The following is a 17,141-nucleotide window of genomic DNA, read 5'->3' as shown; positions in this document are numbered from 1 at the left end:
CGGCGATTCCGGAAAAACGCCCGAAATCGGTCACGATAAAACGGAATGAGCGGTCACGATCGCCCGGAACAGGCGGTCACGTTCAAACGGAATGGGTGGTCACGATGGGCCGGAATATGCAGGGAGATCCCCACCAGACGCGGGGATCTGGAAGATTGATCATGATCGAGTCAATTTGATGTTAACCAAATAAAAAACGGCCACTCCTCTCGTCGTTGTGATGTTCCATCGCACACATTGCGTGCTCCGGTTGGTAAGGAAAAGAGGGGCACAGTGCCGATACGACAGCTACTATGAAGAGAGCGTTTGAAGTTATGGATAAGTAATTGTCACCGTTGTTTGCTTGAATGCTTTCGATAGTGTGCGCTGTATTCGCACGATTGGAGGGGGAGACATGCAAAGGCTCGTATGGCTCAAGCTTCTGAATTTCCTTTTGCTCCTGTTTTTCTCTATATCTCTGCCTGCCGATTCAAAACGCCCCCATATTGTTGGCGTCTTTGCCGATATAGAACGTGAAATTTCCGTAGAAGATGGAAGGCTCGTGGGTCGTTTCGCACCTTATTACCGGTGTGTTTTTAGCCGAGTAGATGGGGATTTCAAATTCGTTAACATGCCGCTGGCCCAGATACTTCGACAGCTGGAAAAGGGGGGGATCTCGGTTGGATTACCGTTAATTCAAACGGTAGAAAGGGATCAGTACGCGGACTTCGGTGGTCCGTTGTTCCAGTTGGAGTACGTGTATCTCATGTTCGAGGATTTGCCGCCCTTGGAGAGCATGAGTGGGCTCAGGTTTGGATTTGTCCGAAAATTTGCCGGTTTAGAGCTTTTAAAGGGCGATAGCCCTACCGTCACTCATGTCTCTGACTGGGCTCAAGCGGTCGAAATGCTCAGGCTCGGTCGCGTCGATGTCGTGGTTCTACCCTGGATTATGACGGATCTCTATCTTAATGGTTATCAAGGACAATATTATGAACGGACAGCCGCCTGGATAGATTTGTCCATGTACATTTCCCACAAAGTGAAGGATAGCCGGCTCAAGGAAGACTTCAGGGATGCAATACGAGCCTGTCGCTTAATTGGCGAGCAGAATCATGAGGCCTGGGATATCCCCGGGAGACAGCGAGATCCGGAAGGCTGACTTGGCGTCGGTGAGTTGTCTGCCGACCTTTCAGGCATTAAAAAAGCCCGACTCTCGCGAGCCGGGCTTTATTAATACTGGTAGCAAGGGGCGGAGTCGAACCGCCGACCCCAGCATTATGAGTGCTGTGCTCTAACCAACTGAGCTACCTTGCCATTTCGCCTCATCTCTGAAGCGGCGCACATAGTATGAGCATGCTTTTCGAGTGTCAAGAGCACAACACCAATTAGTTGACGAGAAGGGCATCAGGAAACTGCCGTTGAATCCAAAAAAGCTTTTGAAACCAATCAACTGTGGTTCTTTGTGCGCAAAAGAAGAAAGTCTCTGCATTCCCTCCAGGTTAGCCACTTCATCAACCTATCGGTTTATATTATTAGCCCCCTTATCTGTTGGTCGCAAAAGCTTTTTTGGTCTCAAATGGCTGTTTTTGGACCCCCCGTGGAGCCCCGATCTGGACCCCCGTTGGACCCCCGTTGGACCCCCGCGCTATAGTATTCGCAGGGATCAGGTGTGTTGAGCTACTGGTCTTACTGGGCTTGGGGAGATGTAGAGTGAAAGAGAAGCTTACGGACAGGCTGATACAATCCCTGCCGGTGACAGGTAAAAGGTATGACGTACGGGATACGCTGATCCCGGGCTTCATGGTCCGTGTCGGTGTGTCTGGGCAGAAGGCTTTCTATCTCGACTATAGAGACAGTGAAGGAAAGCGAAGTAAGTATCGGATCGGGCTTGTTGATGCTATGCCTCTCGCAGATGCTCGAGAAGAGGCGAGGCGTAGAGGTGGTGAGGTTGCGTCTGGTCAGAACCTGAATCAAGTGAAGCATGAGAAGCGTCAGAAGAAAGCCGCTGAGAAGACTCAGAAGCTCGGGGTCTTTATAGATGAAGTGTACAAGCCCTGGCGTGAAGCTGAGCGGAGAGATGCTGAAGAAGATCTTGCTCGACTGAAGCGTCACTTCGAGAGCTGGTACAAGCTGCCGATGTCTGAGATCACTGAGAAGAAGGTTCTCGACTGGAGGCAGAAGCGACTCGCTGCGGAGATCTCACCGAAGACGATTAATCGTGATATCGCGTGCATCATGGCTGTGCTGTCGCACGCAGTCCGAGTTGGTGTGCTGAAGACCAGCCCACTTGCAAAGTGGAAACAACTCAAGGTGGATATGCGCTCGAAAGTCCGCTTCTTGACTGATGATGAAGAAAGCCGGCTGAGAGAGCATCTGGAAAATCGTGAGGTCAAAGCCCGGGCTGGGCGGCAGAGCTACAACAAATTTTTGGCTGACAGAAAGAAGCCCCTTAAGCCTGAGATCCATGAAGATCAGTACTCAGATCACATCTACCCGCTGATCATCCTTGCGATACACACCGGGTGTCGGCCGGAAGAACTTCTCTCACTCGACTGGAAGCACGTCGATCTTGCTCACAAGACGCTGACAGTGGTCGGAGCAGAAGCAAAGAGCGGTCAGACTCGACACATCCCGCTATCCAAAGAAGCAATAGAAATCTTCAAGCGATGGCGCCGCAGCCCAGGGTCTCAGAATAAAGGACTGGTCTTTCCTGGCAAGCTAGGCCAGGTCATGGATCGCTTACCCCGGGCGATCACTCGCGCGATCAGTGCCGCTAAGATTGATGACTTCCGTCCGTACGACTTCCGGCACACCTTTGCATCACGCCTGGCCCTAGGCGGGGTGGATCTCAACACAATCAGGGAGCTCATGGGACACGAAGACATCGCGATGACTTTGATCTATGCTCATCTAACGCATGACCACCGAAAAGAAGCGGTCAGCAGAGTCTTCGGATAGGGATGTTCATGCAGAACAAGGATGAGCCTAATCGAACGCTAATCAGAGCCCTCCTCTCGGGAGACGAACTCTCGATGGTCGTTCGATCTCACATTAAAGTGGAAGAGCAGGTCGATCACTTTCTAGTTCTGCATGTTGTCAGCTACAAACATCTTGAGAAGATCAGCCTTACTTTTGCCGAAAAGTGTCTTCTCGCTGTCGCACTCGGAATGGATGAAGACCTCATTAAACCCCTTTCCACTCTTGGTAACATTCGCAATAAATTCGCACATAAAACCGACTCTGAGCTAACGAAATCCGATGTGAACAATTTCTATAAAGCTTTCTCTGCAACCGGAAAGGAAGTCTTGCAAGAAACAATTGCAACTAACTCGGATAGGCCGGAGCAGTTAGCTCGAAAGTACAATGACATGAGCATCAGAGAGAAATTCGCTTTGATGACAATCTACTTGCACAGCAATATCCGCGGACTGGTTCATGATGAAGTGGAGCGGATGAACGCGCTGAATAATGAAGGGAGCTTATAGATGAAGTTGAGAATGATGTTTGTCCTTCTGTGTGCGTTACCCGCCATGTCACCCGCCATGGTGATTGCTGAGACCTATCTTTGCGTTCCTGAAGCAAATGGAGGAGTTCGTAATGCCGGAGGCAAATCCCTTGAGTCGATGAGATATGCGGTCGGTAATGAAAAATTCCTTCAATCGAATGCTTCGGGCAGCTGGGTCTTAAAAAAGTTCGGGAACGATAACGTGCTTTCCAACTGCACAACTGAATTTAGTTGCGGATCTCTGAGAGAAGGCGCTGTGTACTTTTCTCGAGGTTTCGACGGAGTGTTCACTCTAGTCCGAACAGTCGCTGAACTCGATGAGGACGTTGTCGTTTTCGATACGGTTGTTACAAAAGGTAGGTGCTCGAAAATCGACTAGATATTTGGCTTTTATTCCATAACGTTAATTATATTGTGTTCAAAAACAGTGATTTACAGGAGTTCGGCTCTGTGACAATCTTGATGCTCATGAGGCTTTCGAGAGGCGTAGAGCATGCAACCAACCACCATTTTAAGCGACTGGTACATCATCGACTTTGAGAGAGACGGAGCGCCTGAGGAAGTGCAGGTTGCTTGGGGTATCGTCAAGGAAGATCCCTCTGGGCGCTGGTCTCCAGGGAATTATTCCTGCACATCTCCGATTCAGCGGGAGGTCACTGAAGAGGGTGTGCTCTACGCGATCACTGGCAATTCGATCTACCAGCTGGACGGCCCAGGCAAAAGAATCACAATGCCCACCAAGACCATACTGGCCCTGCGGGGCGGTTACGCGCCGCCCGAAATCATGGCTTCTCAATCAATGCAGAAAGACTGATCACCTTTTGAGCAGCGAGACATCGATCCCCAGCTCTTGAGCTTCTTTCTCGAGAGCTTTGATCTTACGCTGCTCTTTGATCATAGCCTCCAGAGTTCTCCTATACTCCTGGATCTGAGGAAGCTTTGAGCGACTCGGCTGCTCATCAGTAGATATCCCGGCATCGATCATCGCCATCTTCGCTTCAAGACGAGCAATCTCAGCACACGTGGAGTCCAGCACTTCCTTGACCTCATCTTCCGTCCGGTGCTTCAGCCAGATCGACTTGGCTTGAGGGTTTTCCGGACTCTTCAGTGCTAATTTAAGCTGCCGACGATGGCTCTTCAGATCGTGCACTTGATGCCAAAGCCGGTCTTTCTCATCCATCCCTTTATAGATGCCGTCTAGCTCTTTCTGTGCTTTCCCAGCGAGCCCTTCGAGATGCTTCACCTTTTGCTCGCGCGACATCTTCGGTCGGCCGCGGCCACCCGTGTCTTTGAAGTCGTCCTCGGGTGCGGTCTCGACTTCAGTGATCTGTCTCTGCGTGCGGCGGATATACTTCTGTAAAGCTATCGCTCGACCGCCTCGACGCCTTCCTTTATCGCCGTGACGCTGCTGTACGAAAGTCTTTACATCTTCCTCCGGAGTCGGAGCCAGACCTTCCTGTTCTTCATATGCGCGTAGCTCAGCTAGGCGCTTATCCCAGCTCTCTGTAGCGCGCTTCTGCTGTTCAGCGATCGGAACCGGCGGGCGTCCTGTGTAGTCCCCTTCGGCGATCACGACATGCCGCTCTGACTCGTAGTCAGCAAAGTCATCACTGCAAGTCCACTCGTGGTAGCGCCAAGCTTTAGACGCCTCTGCGATGAGCTTTTCGTGCCCCGTGTATCCCTGTGCCATGTCTTCTCTCCAGCTTTGCTTGAGTGCTGGAGATTATAGTTCTTTTTCCCATAATTGACAGTAAAATAATAGACTGTAGTCAAATAAATGCTAATGTAAAAAGTAAAAAAATCAGCGCCACAAGTGGCAGTTCCGATGCCAATCGGGGCACTTGTTGTGCCAGTACTGGCATTTGTTGTGCCACCTGGGTCCCGGGGACCCACTTTCGGTTGAGAAGAAAATTTGAGTGAGATTTTTAGTCGGGTCCCGGGGGCCCACCATGCATTTTCTGTCTTTCTACGTTGCTTTTTTGTTTAGGCCTCCGGTACCCACCCACTTTTCGTTCAGATCATGAGTGCTGTTTCTACCTGGGTCCCGGGGACCCACTTTCGGTTGAGAAGAAAATTTGAGTGAGATTTTTAGCCGGGTCCCGGGGACCCACCATGCATTTGCTGTCTTTCTACGTTGCTTTTTTGCCTAGGCCTCCGGTACCCACCCACTTTTCGCTCAGATCATGAGTGCTGTTTCTACCTGGGTCCCGGGGACCCACCCTGCCGACTCATTCTCCCTTGGTTACATATCTATGCAATTTTGTGATCATAAATAATGTCGAAAAGTATGCTAATCTGACATAAAAAATAATGGTTATTGCTATAGTAGAGGTGTGCTCAAAAACCAAGCCAGCTATGTCACGAGTAACTCATGTGTAAAGCTGGAGTAACCGCGTCCTCCAGGGGCGGAGTAACTTAAAAGCAAGGAGGCAGGCATGATTACGAAGCTAGAGAGGGCCCGCGACGCGGCGATGGCAAGCGGCAAGAGAGAGCCAGTTGTGATGCTCCGGATGAACATCCAAGAGATCCAGAGGCTCGATGAGCTCATTTATGATTCCGGATGGACCGGGGATATATCGACTTTTGTCAGAGATCGAGTGTTAAGCAAGCGTCGGAAAAAGCCGAAGTCTGGAGCGACAGATCAGCGCCTGGCTATCCAGTTGGATGAGACGATCTCTGCGCTGACTGTAGTGATCCATCGCACCATGGAAAAAGCGGACACAGAGGATCTTCAGCCTCTAAAAGAGTGTCGCTTGATTCTGTCGCGACTCGCAAAAGCCCTGTACAGCGGGCACTAAGATCCGCAGCTCTAATATCAAGGAAGGAAAGAGACATGATTCACAAAAAGATGAAGTATAGAGCAGGCAGCGGAGCTACTCTTTCGTACGTATACAGAGAGGCAGGGGGGCAGGCTCAGCGAGATGGCCTTTATCACCTGTGCTCACAGATGGTCTCAGCCGCCCCGGTGAGCAGAGACGAAACTACCGGAAAGATCCGTTGCATCAGAACCAGCCACGTTGCTAACGAGCTCGATTTCGTAGCCGCTAAGAATTCCAGGTCCAAGAAGAAAATGGCTCACTACGTTCTGTCGCTACCCTCTGGTGAGCGACTGAAGAAATCAGACTGGCGCTATGCTGTTCGCGTTTATATGAGGGCGATGGGTTACAACACTTCGACGAAATGGACCGCGGCGCTGCACGACGAAAATGATGCTCAGCATGCACATATAGTCGCTTGCCGCGTCCAAAACTCTATGAAGTACAACTATACCCTTGTGAATGATAAGGGAGACTATACGCGGGGTATGAGGGCGATGCGCAAGATCGAGAAGAGGCTCGGCCTTAAACCAACTCCGAATCCGCGCGACACCTGGGGCAGAGATATGCCGAAATCGACTTTCGAGAAGATCGTCTATGATTTCGAGCAGTATGGTGAGGCCGAGATGCCTTGGCACCAAGCGATCATTGCGCGGCTGTCAGAGGCGGTAGGGACGAGCCGCGGCAAGACCTTTACTGACTTCCTTGAGAACTGCGAGAAGGTTGGAGTTCAGCCAATAGTGAGGCTAAACGACCAACACTACCCAACAGGTATTAGCTACGCGTACCGTGGTCGCAGTGCCTCTGGTTACAGACTTAAAAGCGACAGGCTGACATTCGCGGCACTGACCGGCCAAGTTTACTCACAAAAAGATGGCCTAATGTTGCAACGGTACGAGAAACATGAAGGAATCCATTATGAGCAAGAGAGAGACATTCAAGCGTGCCATAGAGGCGCAAGAACAATACGAGCGGAGCGAAGTAAGCAGCAAAATCTGACAGCTAGCGAAGGGGTTACCAACAGAGGAGAGTCCTCTGGGCTCGCGGCCTTTCTCAAAGATCAAGGCCTAGACTAAAAGAGGAGGGGTAAAAAAATAGCCGCCTAAAGTTGACATTAAAATCTCATCGATACTCGGGGGTGTCTAATGACGCTATCCGGAAGCGCGATTATGTTTGATAGGAACTGAAATTCATGGAGGCCCTCTAGTCTGGCACCTAACTTGTGTGCAATCTTTTGGTACCGAAACATGAAGAGTTTCTTGTCCCTCCATGAAGTCCCTTCTATGACGCCTTCGTTATCAAGAACCATTGGAGCAAGGTCATAAGCTGGAGATAACGCGATTTTGCCATTACGTTTTATCAGTGCTGAGTTACGACCGTGATTATCAATGTTGCCGATGGCGCAATTGATTGCATCTCGCACAAGGTACTCTATTATCAGGTCTTCATGATCAGTCACAGAAAAAAGCTTCGCAATGACGTCTTCGTGCCAAAGTCGCTCTCCGCTTTTATATACCTCGGAAAGACTATAGAGGGACTCGACGCCGGCTCTGGTTACACGTCCGGATCGAGTTCCCCGGTCAAAGCGTTGAATCCAAAAGCTCGGCTTTCCGTCACTTGAGACCAGTATCCCGTCTGATACATCCTCTCCCAATGTTCCCAGAGCCCAACTAAAAGAGCACTCTGCGATCAGGATATCTTTGTCGCTTCTGAGGCTCTTGCCTCTTGGAAATTTCACCAGCCAGTGCTCTTTGATCTCATCATCTGTAAGAACTCCTTCGGGGAAAAGTCGCCCGTCTTTTCTCTCTGAGAGCAGCATTTTCGGAGCATCGCCGCCGGCTCCTAAAGCTCCAGATACGGGTACCCCTTCTTGGGCGAGCTCTCTAATGATGCTCACACCTCTCTCGTGAGCCTCTTCTGTTGAGATGCCGTTTCGTATGAGTGAAGAGGTGCAGCTGGCCAAATGATCCTGAAAAGCCTCGTGTGCCTCTTTTATCCGAAGGTTTCCCACAGGATGCGAACAGAAGCGAGAGAGGAGCTCACAATCAGTGTGATGGGAGACACGGTCGATTCTATGGTTACGCAACAGCGCATCACGACCAAAGCCCTGAGGTATCATGTCTCTGACAAAAGCATTCACCGCATCTGACGAAAAGGTATCACTAAAGCTGCCGGGGATATTTACACTCACAGCTCTCTCATCAATGAATCCCTCACCGTCGTTTTTATAGTCCCATGCGTCAGCCACGTAGTGAGCAGAATAGGAAAAGCGGCAGGGGCCAAGTAACCCTTTATCCGGTTTTAGGATCTCAAGCGTCCCAGCATCATGCCACTTGTCTCCCCAGAATGCCTGGACGGTCAATCTCAAAGTTGGTCCCTTCTTGGTCTTGTTGCATTTCGTTACAGGATGGTTTTATGCATAGTCTCAATCGAAAGTGACACAGGGAGTCTGAGACTCTAGCCATTTCAAAAGCTGAGGGCCTTTGTGCAGGCCTATTTGAGGCAGACCAAATTTAACGGTTCTTCTACCTATTACTGTCTTCGTTCCAATTGCCCAGTGAAAAACTTGGGTTGGCAGGGGCTAGGATCTCTGGCAACATTGGGGCTGGCGACCCTATGGCCCTTGAAGAGTGATGGCGTATCAGACTTCTACCCTGATTTTTCGCTCAAGTCTTTTCCAGCTGTAGACGGTCGCCATTTTATCCCGCCTGCATTCCCCTCCGCGGCTCGTAAACTGAGTAGAACCAGATCTTTTGTTTTTCCCGTTCACCATAATCTGTGTCAAGAATCCTCTGACGTTTCAGAACCACTTGAACTACCGATTGGTGCCGATGGGGAAAAATTACGTTCGCTCTTAGCCCTAGGTAGTCAACTATTCGCGTAGCACCACTTGGTAATTGATCTACTTTAGCGTGCCCCAAATAGGCTGTATTTGCATTCTGCAAGATCATTTGGCGCGCCGCCCCTAGCAGCAACCATGACTGAACGATTCGCTCAGGTGATCGGCCTATCCGAGTTATATGCTTCCATCCAACCCGGTTTACAGCTATGAAACCGAACTCATCATGAAAACAGGCTTCATGATCTTCACGCCAGTTTTTGTAGAACTCCCATGCATCGCTTCGTAATGACTCGTCCCGTCCAAGTTGGATTGGCACCTGATCTTCCCTTTTTAGCTTTATGGTCATTAATTGGCGGTCAGATGGGCCTGGCCCACACAGTGAATGGAAATCGCCTTTCGCATGATGGCCAAACCTTTGGCTCTTCGGAATCAACACGAGCCCCTGGTTAGTGGGAGAGATGCAATCGCTCCTCAAATCTACCCACCATGCAGGAGGATTTTTTTTCGACTGGGAATCATCCACGAAGATCAGGACTACCGGGCCAGGTACCTTTTTCCAACGCGGCAAATGTTTTTCGAGATATTCTTTGCCCAAATTGATACATAAATGATTTGGGTATTGCTTTTGGTCTTGGCGGTAGCCGTTACCACCGCATTTCACCTGAACGAAGACGACGCCCCCTGTATCAGACTGATGTTTGCTCCCCTTTCGCATGAGGATGATTCCATCAACCGCATCATCATTTTGGGCGGCATACTCTTGCCATCCGCTTTCCCAATCAGTCTCCACTATCGTTTGGACAAGATTGACACCAATTCGCTCTTTCGTTCTGTTGTTTACCATAAGATGTTTATCGCTTAGAGCACTGTCGAACGTTACTGCTTCCGAGTGACACCACTTGTTATGACTCTCACTTCGATTACATCCACAGACTTCACGGGGACTTCCTGATATCCATCCTGATCAATCCTGAATGCATTTGGGTTTATCGCTGCATGGAAGGACGATACTAGTATTTTCCCCCAAGGATGCTCAATAAAGGTTGTTATCAGCTTGGGATCTAGCGCACACCTTACAACCAAGGGCTGTCCGATTGCTCCAAGCTTGGTCCCCAAAGGTTCGTCTAATTCGAAACACATGCTTACTTGCTCACCGCCATAGAGATCAAGCAAATATTCCGAGCCACTCTGACCAAGCTCAATCTCGGTGAAGTTAAAGAAAATTCGACCGTCTCTTGCAGAGCTCTGCCTGGGATCAAAATATTTGCTCCACCTCGCTTTGATCTCCGAAATCTCCGCTTGGGAAAACCGGTGGCCATGCCTCTGTAAGAACTCCCTTCGTATTTCTTCTCCACTTCGCACTATAAGCCCCTGAGCTGAAATGCTCTCTGGAAATGCCCTAGTGTAATGAACGCCGATGATTCGGTTCTCGTTGCAGTATTGATCAATATCTCGCACCAAAGACGAAACTTCTGGATGTTCCACGAGCTGTTCTGAGAACTCATGGTTTTTACATTGGTTTTCGATCCTGTTAAGCCGCTCAGTAAATTCAGCTGGGAGGTCTCGAGGTTTGGTGAGGTCTATATCCATGATTGGTAATGACGCCTGATATAAGTGACCTGCCCCCCTAGGTTGCAGATGCTGTTAGCGAGCCATTTGATCAGGAAGATCGGGATTCAACCCCGGCAGGGATGCCAGGCAAACGGAACAATTTCTAAGGGGAAACTGATCCGTGGCTTGGCAGTCTTTATCTGATGCGGATGTCGTATCTTCCATCCCGAGTATTCCTAAGATGCTTAAACTCCTCTATTGAAAGAAAAGTCATTGGTGCTGGGCGCTGCCGATCGTCATAGTGGGCGATTAGAAACTTTTCGTGCTCTTTATTTGAGAGCCGGTTTATAACTGCTCCAATCTGCTCCCAAGAGTCAGCATCTCGGTCAATCATGGATAGAATGATGCGATCAGCAGCGTATTTGGCTAGCTTGAGTCCATCATCAGCCTCACTATGATCAGCTGCGGAAAGAATGATCCGATGATGAGGAACTTGTTTACTGATTGATTTTAGGTGGTGGCTACGGAAGCGTGGCCAGTCGTCGATGAGGTTCGCTGCTGAAAGGTTGGATGCTTCCGCAGCGGATGACACATTCGTGCTGTTGATCCAGTGATAGTAAAAAACTGGTAATTGCCCTGTGCATGAGTGGACCCAAGCACATAGCTCGTCATCTTCCTCTTTCAGAGGCTCGTAACTCATCATATCTATTGATGCAGTCCGAATGATGAAGAATGGTTCGTTGTTATCTCTCAAAATTTCGGTCAAAGCCTTTACTAGGGTCGCTTCCACCTGAAGGTCATAATTGCCAGTTTTAGCAAAGAGGATTACTCTATCCGAACTTTGCAATCTCCCTTTAATTTCTTGGGTTATAGCTGAGAATTCATGATTCATGTTTTTAGGAATGTCCGCAGTAACGGCTTAGAACCCCAACCTCTTGCGGTTCGCTAAAGCTTAGGAATGTTGACTTTGATTTTATCGATGGCAAGTTCCAAGGAGTCTATGACTGTTGGTGCCTCCGCGAATTCGAGGGCATTCCGTTTAACGCCATCTGCGGATACTTCCCAGACAGTTTTTGCTGTAGAGGTTTGCAGAATTGAATAGCTGACGGTCACACGAGTCGTTCCTTTTTGCGTCCAGCCGTCGCCATCGACCTGATAGAGTCGGAGAAGCTGCCCCTGCATAATTGCGTCTACACCCAAAACCTCTGAGGCTTGCGCGAGAATCTCTTGATTCGCGAGGCCAGAAGTATAGTAATCCTCCACGAAATCAGACCATCGCTCGGCGAAGTCGCTAGAATTAATTTTTCTTTGAGCCTCAGAGGGCGGAATGATCTCAAGGTTCGGATTTTTTGAAGCCATGGCCCTTGTAATTTCTCTGTTTACGGTCCGCGCCTCGGACGGAGCAAATTGGGCACCACGAAGGGAAAAGATAGCGATACTCTTTATGGTTCCCCCCTCATAGGTGGGCTCGTTGTAAGAGTTGATCGTGCCCTTGTTAACTGCGCATCCCGCAATCGAGATAACTGCGAATAACAATAATAGGTTTTTCATAAAAGCCATGACTTCCACTCGAGAGAGATGCCCGAAAAAAGGTCTCTAAGAATTTAGAATTTCAAACAGTCTATTCGCTTTCTGGCGGTACTGGAAAGCGTAGCAGGTTACATCGAAAGGATTAATTGCAACGATCGAATTGGTCCTCTGTCGATTCATAGGCCAGGAGTGTCTAGTGGACCGGGGTATGTCCAAGTATACAAGGTGGGCTGCAATCTTTGCAGAGCAGGTTGCACTGCTGCTGATCAGATGAACCAAAATTGCTTGAAACTATAGGAATGTTCTCTCAGCATGGATATCGAAGCCGACGTTAAATCGATCGAAACGCTCAAGGACTTCTCCTTTGTAGTCCCGGATCATCAAAGAGAATAAGTGTGGGAAGCGGACGAACAGGTCACTTCGATGGAAAGACCGAAGAGCAATGAAGAAGGATAGCAAGTGAGGCTGGTCTGCATTTCGGACACCCATTCTCGCCACCGCCATATGCTGGTGGGCTCTGAGACGCGGCTGCGCAGCGGACCTCTTCCCGAGGTCGTTCCGCCTGGTGATGTGCTCATTCATGCCGGGGACTGCACTTCAAGCGGGAAGCTCTCTCAACTCGAAGATCTCGCTCAATGGCTTAGCTCTCACAAGCACAAGCACAAGCTCTTGATCGCAGGCAATCACGACTACTGCTTTGAAAAAGAGCCTGCGAAATCCCGCGAGGTCTGTGAGAGATATGGCATTATCTATCTCGAAGACGAAGAGATAACCATGGATGGAGTTCTGTTTTTCGGGAGCCCCTGGACGCCGACTTTTAGAGACATGGCGTTCAATGCGGACGAGGAAAAGATGTTCGAACTTCGGGCAAGAATCCCCGACTCAGTGGAGGTTTTGATAACCCATGGCCCGCCCTTGGGCATTTTTGACTACGTCCCACAGGATCGAATGCATGTGGGCTGTTACCCTCTGTCTCTGCGGGTTGAGTCGCTATCGAAGCTCAAGGCTCACATTTTTGGCCATATCCACGAGGGATATGGAATGGCAAGGCGGGAGAGTGATGGCGTGGCGTTCGTAAATTCGTCGACTTGCACTGAACGATATGAGCCCACAAATCCACCGATCATCATCGATCTATAGAAATGCTTTGAAAAACTACTCTGTCTCACGCCTCTGAAATCTTTCTGGCAGGGCAGTGGTGCTCTAAATTGTGCGAGAGAACCGAGCTTTGGTCCGTTATAAAGCCGTCAGGTCGCAATAACGGGGCCGGAAATTGACACCATAAATTGGTTAATAAGGTCGCAAAGCGAACATTCAGGTTAGGCAATAACGCCTGGGCTAAGCCGCCGGTACGGAGCGCAGCGCAGTACTAGTCGGCTTGAGCCCCTGGTTAGCGTAGATATCACCGAAGCCTGTCCGCTGCATACCAAACTGAATCACCTGGACGCCTTACCTCGCTTACCTTCCACGCGTTGTTCGATGTATTTCCCCTCATGGTGTTCACCATCTGTGAGATCGAACCATACTCTTTATTCCGCCAAACGATTCTTTCGTTCTCGATTTCACCAACCAATGTCTCGTTAAAATACTTGGTCCTTATTTGGGTCCCGTTCGGCAAAAATATCTTGTCCCAATAAACTCCTCGCTTTTCCTCGAAGACAAAATCTTCACGAGTTCGCTCGAGGAAGTCGCCTATGACGCTCTGAATGGTCGAATTGGCTGCTTCTGGATAGCGATCTAGCAGCTCTTTATAAAGAGCAACTTCAATTGGCACATAAACATGTTCGTTCATCGAATAGCCTCCTTTATCAGACAAAGGAAACTATAGAGTACTTTGGAGTACTCTTCAAGTACTTTGAAGCACTCTGGAGTGAAACGCTAACCGCTAGTGGTAACGGGCGCCAACGGAGCGCAGCGAACTTGGCGTCCCGTTGACCACATTGTTAAAACTTGTCTCAATATCCAGTTGCATGTCGCTGTCGAATAGCTTCCTCCGGTTCCCCGATGATCTCACTCAGGATCTCAAAATTCGGATCTGGTGACTTTTCTAGCAACTTGAGAATGAACGGGTTTTCGTTGTTGGAGTGCATCAGAATCGACCCATACCGCTTCAAACGCTTGATTTGGATTTTACTCTTCGCATATTTAGGGAATTCCATCAAAAAGTTATCGAGTTCTAGAATAATGTCGTCGGTTAAACGAATGACACGCTCATTTAAGTCGGTAAATGCGGCCAAGAAAGCTTGGCCAACGGCCTGAACAATCTCGTTTTTTGATAAGGCCATTCTCGCGTTATCCCCGTGCACTTCAAATACACGCAACTTAAATTGCTCATTGAGCGTATTCCGCTGTTCCCATAGCTCTAGCAGGTAATTGTAATTGGAAACCATGGCTCTAATTCTGGGGATCTGACTCCATTTGGGGATCTCATCTTCTGTGTCACTCCCCACAGGAACGATAAATGAAAGCCCCTTAAAATCTTCTGTCAAAGGTTTTGCTTTGAACAAGATGCTTGGAATAGAGGTGATACGCTGGAAAGGATTTTCTTTAAGCTCTCCATGATAATTTCCCTTTACTGCAAACAGAGTGCTTCGCGCTTCCTCAGCATTCAAGGTCCACTTGTTCGTCGCATCCATCTTTTCTTTTTCGATCTGAACACCTTCCTGGTGCCTCAATGTGAAATAGGCTATTGCTGCGCCAAGAACCGAGGTGAAAAAAGCGCTTGCGATGGGAAAAGCATAGTCTTTGAAATAATTGGGCTCAGATTTCAGACTGGTGATTGCCTCTACTAAAAGCTCTGTCTCTTGATCCATGTGTGCCCTTGTGTTTTGACGCCCGGCACACGTGCCGGTTTGTAGCCGCAAAGCGGCGGAGAAGCGGTCACAGTGCCGCCGCTTGTTAGGCTGTTCTATTTCGCGGCCTGTGGCTTAATTGCGCGATCTATAAGTGCGTTTATCTGAGAATGCAGAAACTCGATCACTTCTCGGATGGCTTGAGCTGAGTCATCCACAAAGCTGACGTCGATTCCAAGTTCGCCGGAGTCGACGGTGATGCCGGAAATCTTTTGTAGGTGTCCCACTTGCTCTTTCGTGAGTAAGGAGATTTCACCGTTTTGGTGAGCTAGAGCATTACGAACCGCCAAGAGACTCAAAATAGGACCCCAAAGCTTGTCAGAAATACGGAATGAGCAATGCCTTTCGAGGAAAGCTCTTCGGGCGCTCCAAGGATCACCTTTGAGCTCTGATGGCTTGAAGAGAACTTTGTCTGACAAGACTCTCATGGCCCGATCACACTCTTGCTTCATCGCACTCTCCAAGAGAGACGATAAAAAGATAACGTGGGAGGCGCGCATTCTTCTGCGGTAGTAATCAGTGGCAACGACGCCACTGTCATTTATCTCGTCCGCACCAGAGTCAACTTGCTGTTGGATATATTGCCGTTCCTCGGCGTCCATCTGCGCCCATGCTTCCTCAGTCTCATCCCTGAACCACCGAAAAAGGTCCAGTTCATACGTGTCCAGGGCACGGCTATCCTTCAAACCTGCGAGAAAGCGCTTGCGCATTCCTTGCTTAAGATAATCAGGTACTGGTCCGAGTGTCATGGTCAATTACCTTTCTGCCTAACGCGAAGCGCAGCGGCGGCCAGTCAGGGACCCCCGGCGGCCACCCACCGGCCGCACTGATGCACCTTGTTAAATGGCCCTAGGTACACGGTCTGCCTGAGCCACACTTTGGTTTAATTGCCGGAGTTTATTGAGAGAGATCTGAAACTGGCCATTGCTCGGTAGCCGCTTCCCTTTGAACTGTTCCCAAATAACCACTCCTGGCCCGTTGTAAATTTCTTCGAATGTACCGTCAGGCATGATCTTAATGATAATCGTATGCTGCGGCTGACTCCGGAATGCAACAGAGTTGGATTGCGTAGCTTTGATCTCAACTTCTAAGCCGCATTCGGTGATAGCGTCATAGCCTTTATTGGACGCTGTCTTGAGATCAAGATTGTATGCATCGGCCACAAGGCATTCACCTAAACTGCCAACCATATGGCCATCCGGGGTGAAGTGCCTACCTGGGAACATGACCTCCAATTCGTTGACCGTGGCGTAGAGCTGCTTGACCAAGGCCCGGAATTTATCGTGATCGATCATAGACATTTAACGCTTAGCTAAGCTGTGTGATCTTGCACCACTTTGGTGGACAATTTATGAACTGAGCTTTTCACAAGAGTGATTCCGAGGCAAATTCTCACTCCTTGTAGAGGAAACTTGGCCAGGTCTTCGTGCGGTGCGAACGTTCGCTTTTGTTTAGCTGAGGTCAGAGGATGCCCTGGTCGCAAAGCGAACATTCAGATCTTGGGATAATGCCTTGGGCAGTGGGGCAGCGTAAGCTGCGTCAGGCGCGTGCAGCGTGTGGTATTGCCACAACTGGTTACATGTGCGGTTACCGCTCAATCGCGATTGATCATTTGCACTGCGCTTCATTGCCAGTCTTCGCTCAACTTTTCTTAATTGGCGCAAGCAACCAATAAAATATCCATGCAAGCCACGATACAAAAATTATGAGCAGAATCCAGGCCAACTTTTCGCCACCGCTAGTCTTACTCGAGCGCAGAATAATTATTATCGGCAGCAACCAGCCAATAGTTACAATAAGGAATGTGATTGTGAAGTTGAGATCTGAACCTTCCATACGCGTTAGTATCCTCGACTAAACATAGACATTTAACGCGTCCATAACGGGCCGGACTGAAGCGGAACGGAAAACCCCGTTGAAGCGCTAATTAGATCATTTTCGAAGCCGATTCTTTCGCCTTTTCCGCCAAAGCAATCTCTTTCTGCATCGCGTAAATCAGTTTGCGAAAGGCATCCTCTGCTACGCTTAAATCCTTTTTAATTGGTTTTCGATCGTGGGGTAAAGGG

19 protein-coding genes and 1 tRNA gene are annotated in these 17,141 nt (G+C 49.2%); 8 read left to right on the top strand and 12 right to left on the bottom strand.

The window, feature by feature from the left end; genetic code table 11:
- Positions 1–394 precede the first annotated feature (394 nt).
- Entirely contained in the window at positions 395–1,138 is a 744-nt protein-coding gene (locus MDHKLMBL_RS20095; protein WP_104272460.1) for a substrate-binding periplasmic protein, read from the top strand.
- Between the two features lie 78 nt (positions 1,139–1,216).
- Here the strand turns inward: MDHKLMBL_RS20095 and MDHKLMBL_RS20090 are convergent.
- Positions 1,217–1,293: transfer RNA gene (locus MDHKLMBL_RS20090), tRNA-Met, on the bottom strand.
- A 396-nt stretch (positions 1,294–1,689) separates the two neighbouring features.
- Here MDHKLMBL_RS20090 and MDHKLMBL_RS20085 point away from each other — a divergent pair.
- From MDHKLMBL_RS20085 to MDHKLMBL_RS20070, 4 genes are all read left to right on the top strand, one after another.
- Positions 1,690–2,937, top strand: a complete 1,248-nt coding sequence (locus MDHKLMBL_RS20085) for a site-specific integrase (RefSeq protein ID WP_146083439.1) — start codon at positions 1,690–1,692, stop codon at positions 2,935–2,937.
- 8 nt (positions 2,938–2,945) lie between these two features.
- Positions 2,946–3,464, top strand: a complete 519-nt coding sequence (locus MDHKLMBL_RS20080; protein ID WP_146083438.1) for a hypothetical protein — start codon at positions 2,946–2,948, stop codon at positions 3,462–3,464.
- The gene (locus MDHKLMBL_RS20075; protein ID WP_104272454.1) at positions 3,465–3,863 is read left to right on the top strand and encodes a hypothetical protein; all 399 of its coding nucleotides are present in this window, start codon (positions 3,465–3,467) and stop codon (positions 3,861–3,863) included.
- A 114-nt stretch (positions 3,864–3,977) separates the two neighbouring features.
- Positions 3,978–4,298: a hypothetical protein gene (locus MDHKLMBL_RS20070; protein ID WP_104272452.1), complete on the top strand. Its 321-nt coding sequence runs from the start codon at positions 3,978–3,980 to the stop codon at positions 4,296–4,298.
- Here MDHKLMBL_RS20070 and MDHKLMBL_RS20065 read toward each other — a convergent pair whose 3' ends face one another.
- On the bottom strand, positions 4,299–5,174 hold the full coding sequence (locus MDHKLMBL_RS20065) for a hypothetical protein (protein WP_104272450.1): 876 nt from the start codon (positions 5,172–5,174) through the stop codon (positions 4,299–4,301).
- Positions 5,175–5,919: 745 nt separating this feature from the next.
- Between MDHKLMBL_RS20065 and MDHKLMBL_RS20060 the strand changes: the two genes are divergently transcribed.
- On the top strand, positions 5,920–6,282 hold the full coding sequence (locus tag MDHKLMBL_RS20060) for a hypothetical protein (protein WP_104272448.1): 363 nt from the start codon (positions 5,920–5,922) through the stop codon (positions 6,280–6,282).
- Between the two features lie 35 nt (positions 6,283–6,317).
- Complete coding sequence (locus MDHKLMBL_RS20055; RefSeq protein WP_104272446.1) at positions 6,318–7,376, top strand: relaxase/mobilization nuclease domain-containing protein; 1,059 nt, start codon at positions 6,318–6,320, stop codon at positions 7,374–7,376.
- A gap of 38 nt (positions 7,377–7,414) precedes the next feature.
- On the opposite strand, the gene MDHKLMBL_RS20050 is transcribed toward MDHKLMBL_RS20055, so the two are convergent.
- From MDHKLMBL_RS20050 to MDHKLMBL_RS20030, 5 genes are all read right to left on the bottom strand, one after another.
- Positions 7,415–8,668 carry a type II toxin-antitoxin system HipA family toxin gene (locus MDHKLMBL_RS20050; protein ID WP_104272444.1) on the bottom strand — a complete coding sequence of 418 codons (1,254 nt, stop codon included), beginning with the start codon at positions 8,666–8,668 and terminating at the stop codon, positions 7,415–7,417.
- Positions 8,669–8,999: 331 nt separating this feature from the next.
- Positions 9,000–9,986, bottom strand: a complete 987-nt coding sequence (locus MDHKLMBL_RS20045; protein WP_104272442.1) for a DUF4365 domain-containing protein — start codon at positions 9,984–9,986, stop codon at positions 9,000–9,002.
- Positions 9,987–10,018: 32 nt separating this feature from the next.
- Positions 10,019–10,732: a hypothetical protein gene (locus MDHKLMBL_RS20040; protein ID WP_104272440.1), complete on the bottom strand. Its 714-nt coding sequence runs from the start codon at positions 10,730–10,732 to the stop codon at positions 10,019–10,021.
- 157 nt (positions 10,733–10,889) lie between these two features.
- Positions 10,890–11,585 carry a hypothetical protein gene (locus MDHKLMBL_RS20035; RefSeq protein WP_104272438.1) on the bottom strand — a complete coding sequence of 232 codons (696 nt, stop codon included), beginning with the start codon at positions 11,583–11,585 and terminating at the stop codon, positions 10,890–10,892.
- A 53-nt stretch (positions 11,586–11,638) separates the two neighbouring features.
- Complete coding sequence (locus tag MDHKLMBL_RS20030; RefSeq protein WP_104272436.1) at positions 11,639–12,253, bottom strand: hypothetical protein; 615 nt, start codon at positions 12,251–12,253, stop codon at positions 11,639–11,641.
- Between the two features lie 429 nt (positions 12,254–12,682).
- Here MDHKLMBL_RS20030 and MDHKLMBL_RS20025 point away from each other — a divergent pair, with 429 nt between their 5' ends.
- The gene (locus MDHKLMBL_RS20025) at positions 12,683–13,363 is read left to right on the top strand and encodes a metallophosphatase domain-containing protein (protein ID WP_104272434.1); all 681 of its coding nucleotides are present in this window, start codon (positions 12,683–12,685) and stop codon (positions 13,361–13,363) included.
- 262 nt (positions 13,364–13,625) lie between these two features.
- Here the strand turns inward: MDHKLMBL_RS20025 and MDHKLMBL_RS20020 are convergent, their stop codons facing one another.
- From MDHKLMBL_RS20020 to MDHKLMBL_RS21435, 5 genes are all read right to left on the bottom strand, one after another.
- Positions 13,626–14,015, bottom strand: coding sequence for a hypothetical protein (locus MDHKLMBL_RS20020; RefSeq protein ID WP_104272432.1), 390 nt, complete (start codon positions 14,013–14,015; stop codon positions 13,626–13,628).
- A gap of 163 nt (positions 14,016–14,178) precedes the next feature.
- Positions 14,179–15,036, bottom strand: coding sequence for a hypothetical protein (locus tag MDHKLMBL_RS20015; RefSeq protein WP_104272430.1), 858 nt, complete (start codon positions 15,034–15,036; stop codon positions 14,179–14,181).
- A gap of 95 nt (positions 15,037–15,131) precedes the next feature.
- A complete protein-coding gene (locus tag MDHKLMBL_RS20010; RefSeq protein ID WP_104272428.1) occupies positions 15,132–15,824 on the bottom strand; it encodes a hypothetical protein in 693 nt (230 codons plus the stop codon).
- A gap of 90 nt (positions 15,825–15,914) precedes the next feature.
- Complete coding sequence (locus tag MDHKLMBL_RS20005; protein ID WP_104272462.1) at positions 15,915–16,370, bottom strand: DUF6998 domain-containing protein; 456 nt, start codon at positions 16,368–16,370, stop codon at positions 15,915–15,917.
- A 346-nt stretch (positions 16,371–16,716) separates the two neighbouring features.
- Positions 16,717–16,911 (bottom strand): PLDc N-terminal domain-containing protein, encoded by a 195-nt coding sequence (locus MDHKLMBL_RS21435; protein WP_104272426.1) that lies wholly within the window; start codon positions 16,909–16,911, stop codon positions 16,717–16,719.
- Positions 16,912–17,141: the final 230 nt, after the last annotated feature.

Origin of the sequence: Marinobacter flavimaris, assembly GCF_002933295.1 — a bacterium.
Taxonomy (GTDB): domain Bacteria; phylum Pseudomonadota; class Gammaproteobacteria; order Pseudomonadales; family Oleiphilaceae; genus Marinobacter; species Marinobacter flavimaris.
The sequence above is the reverse complement of the archived record's forward strand: the minus strand, read 5'-3'. Positions and strand labels throughout refer to the sequence as shown.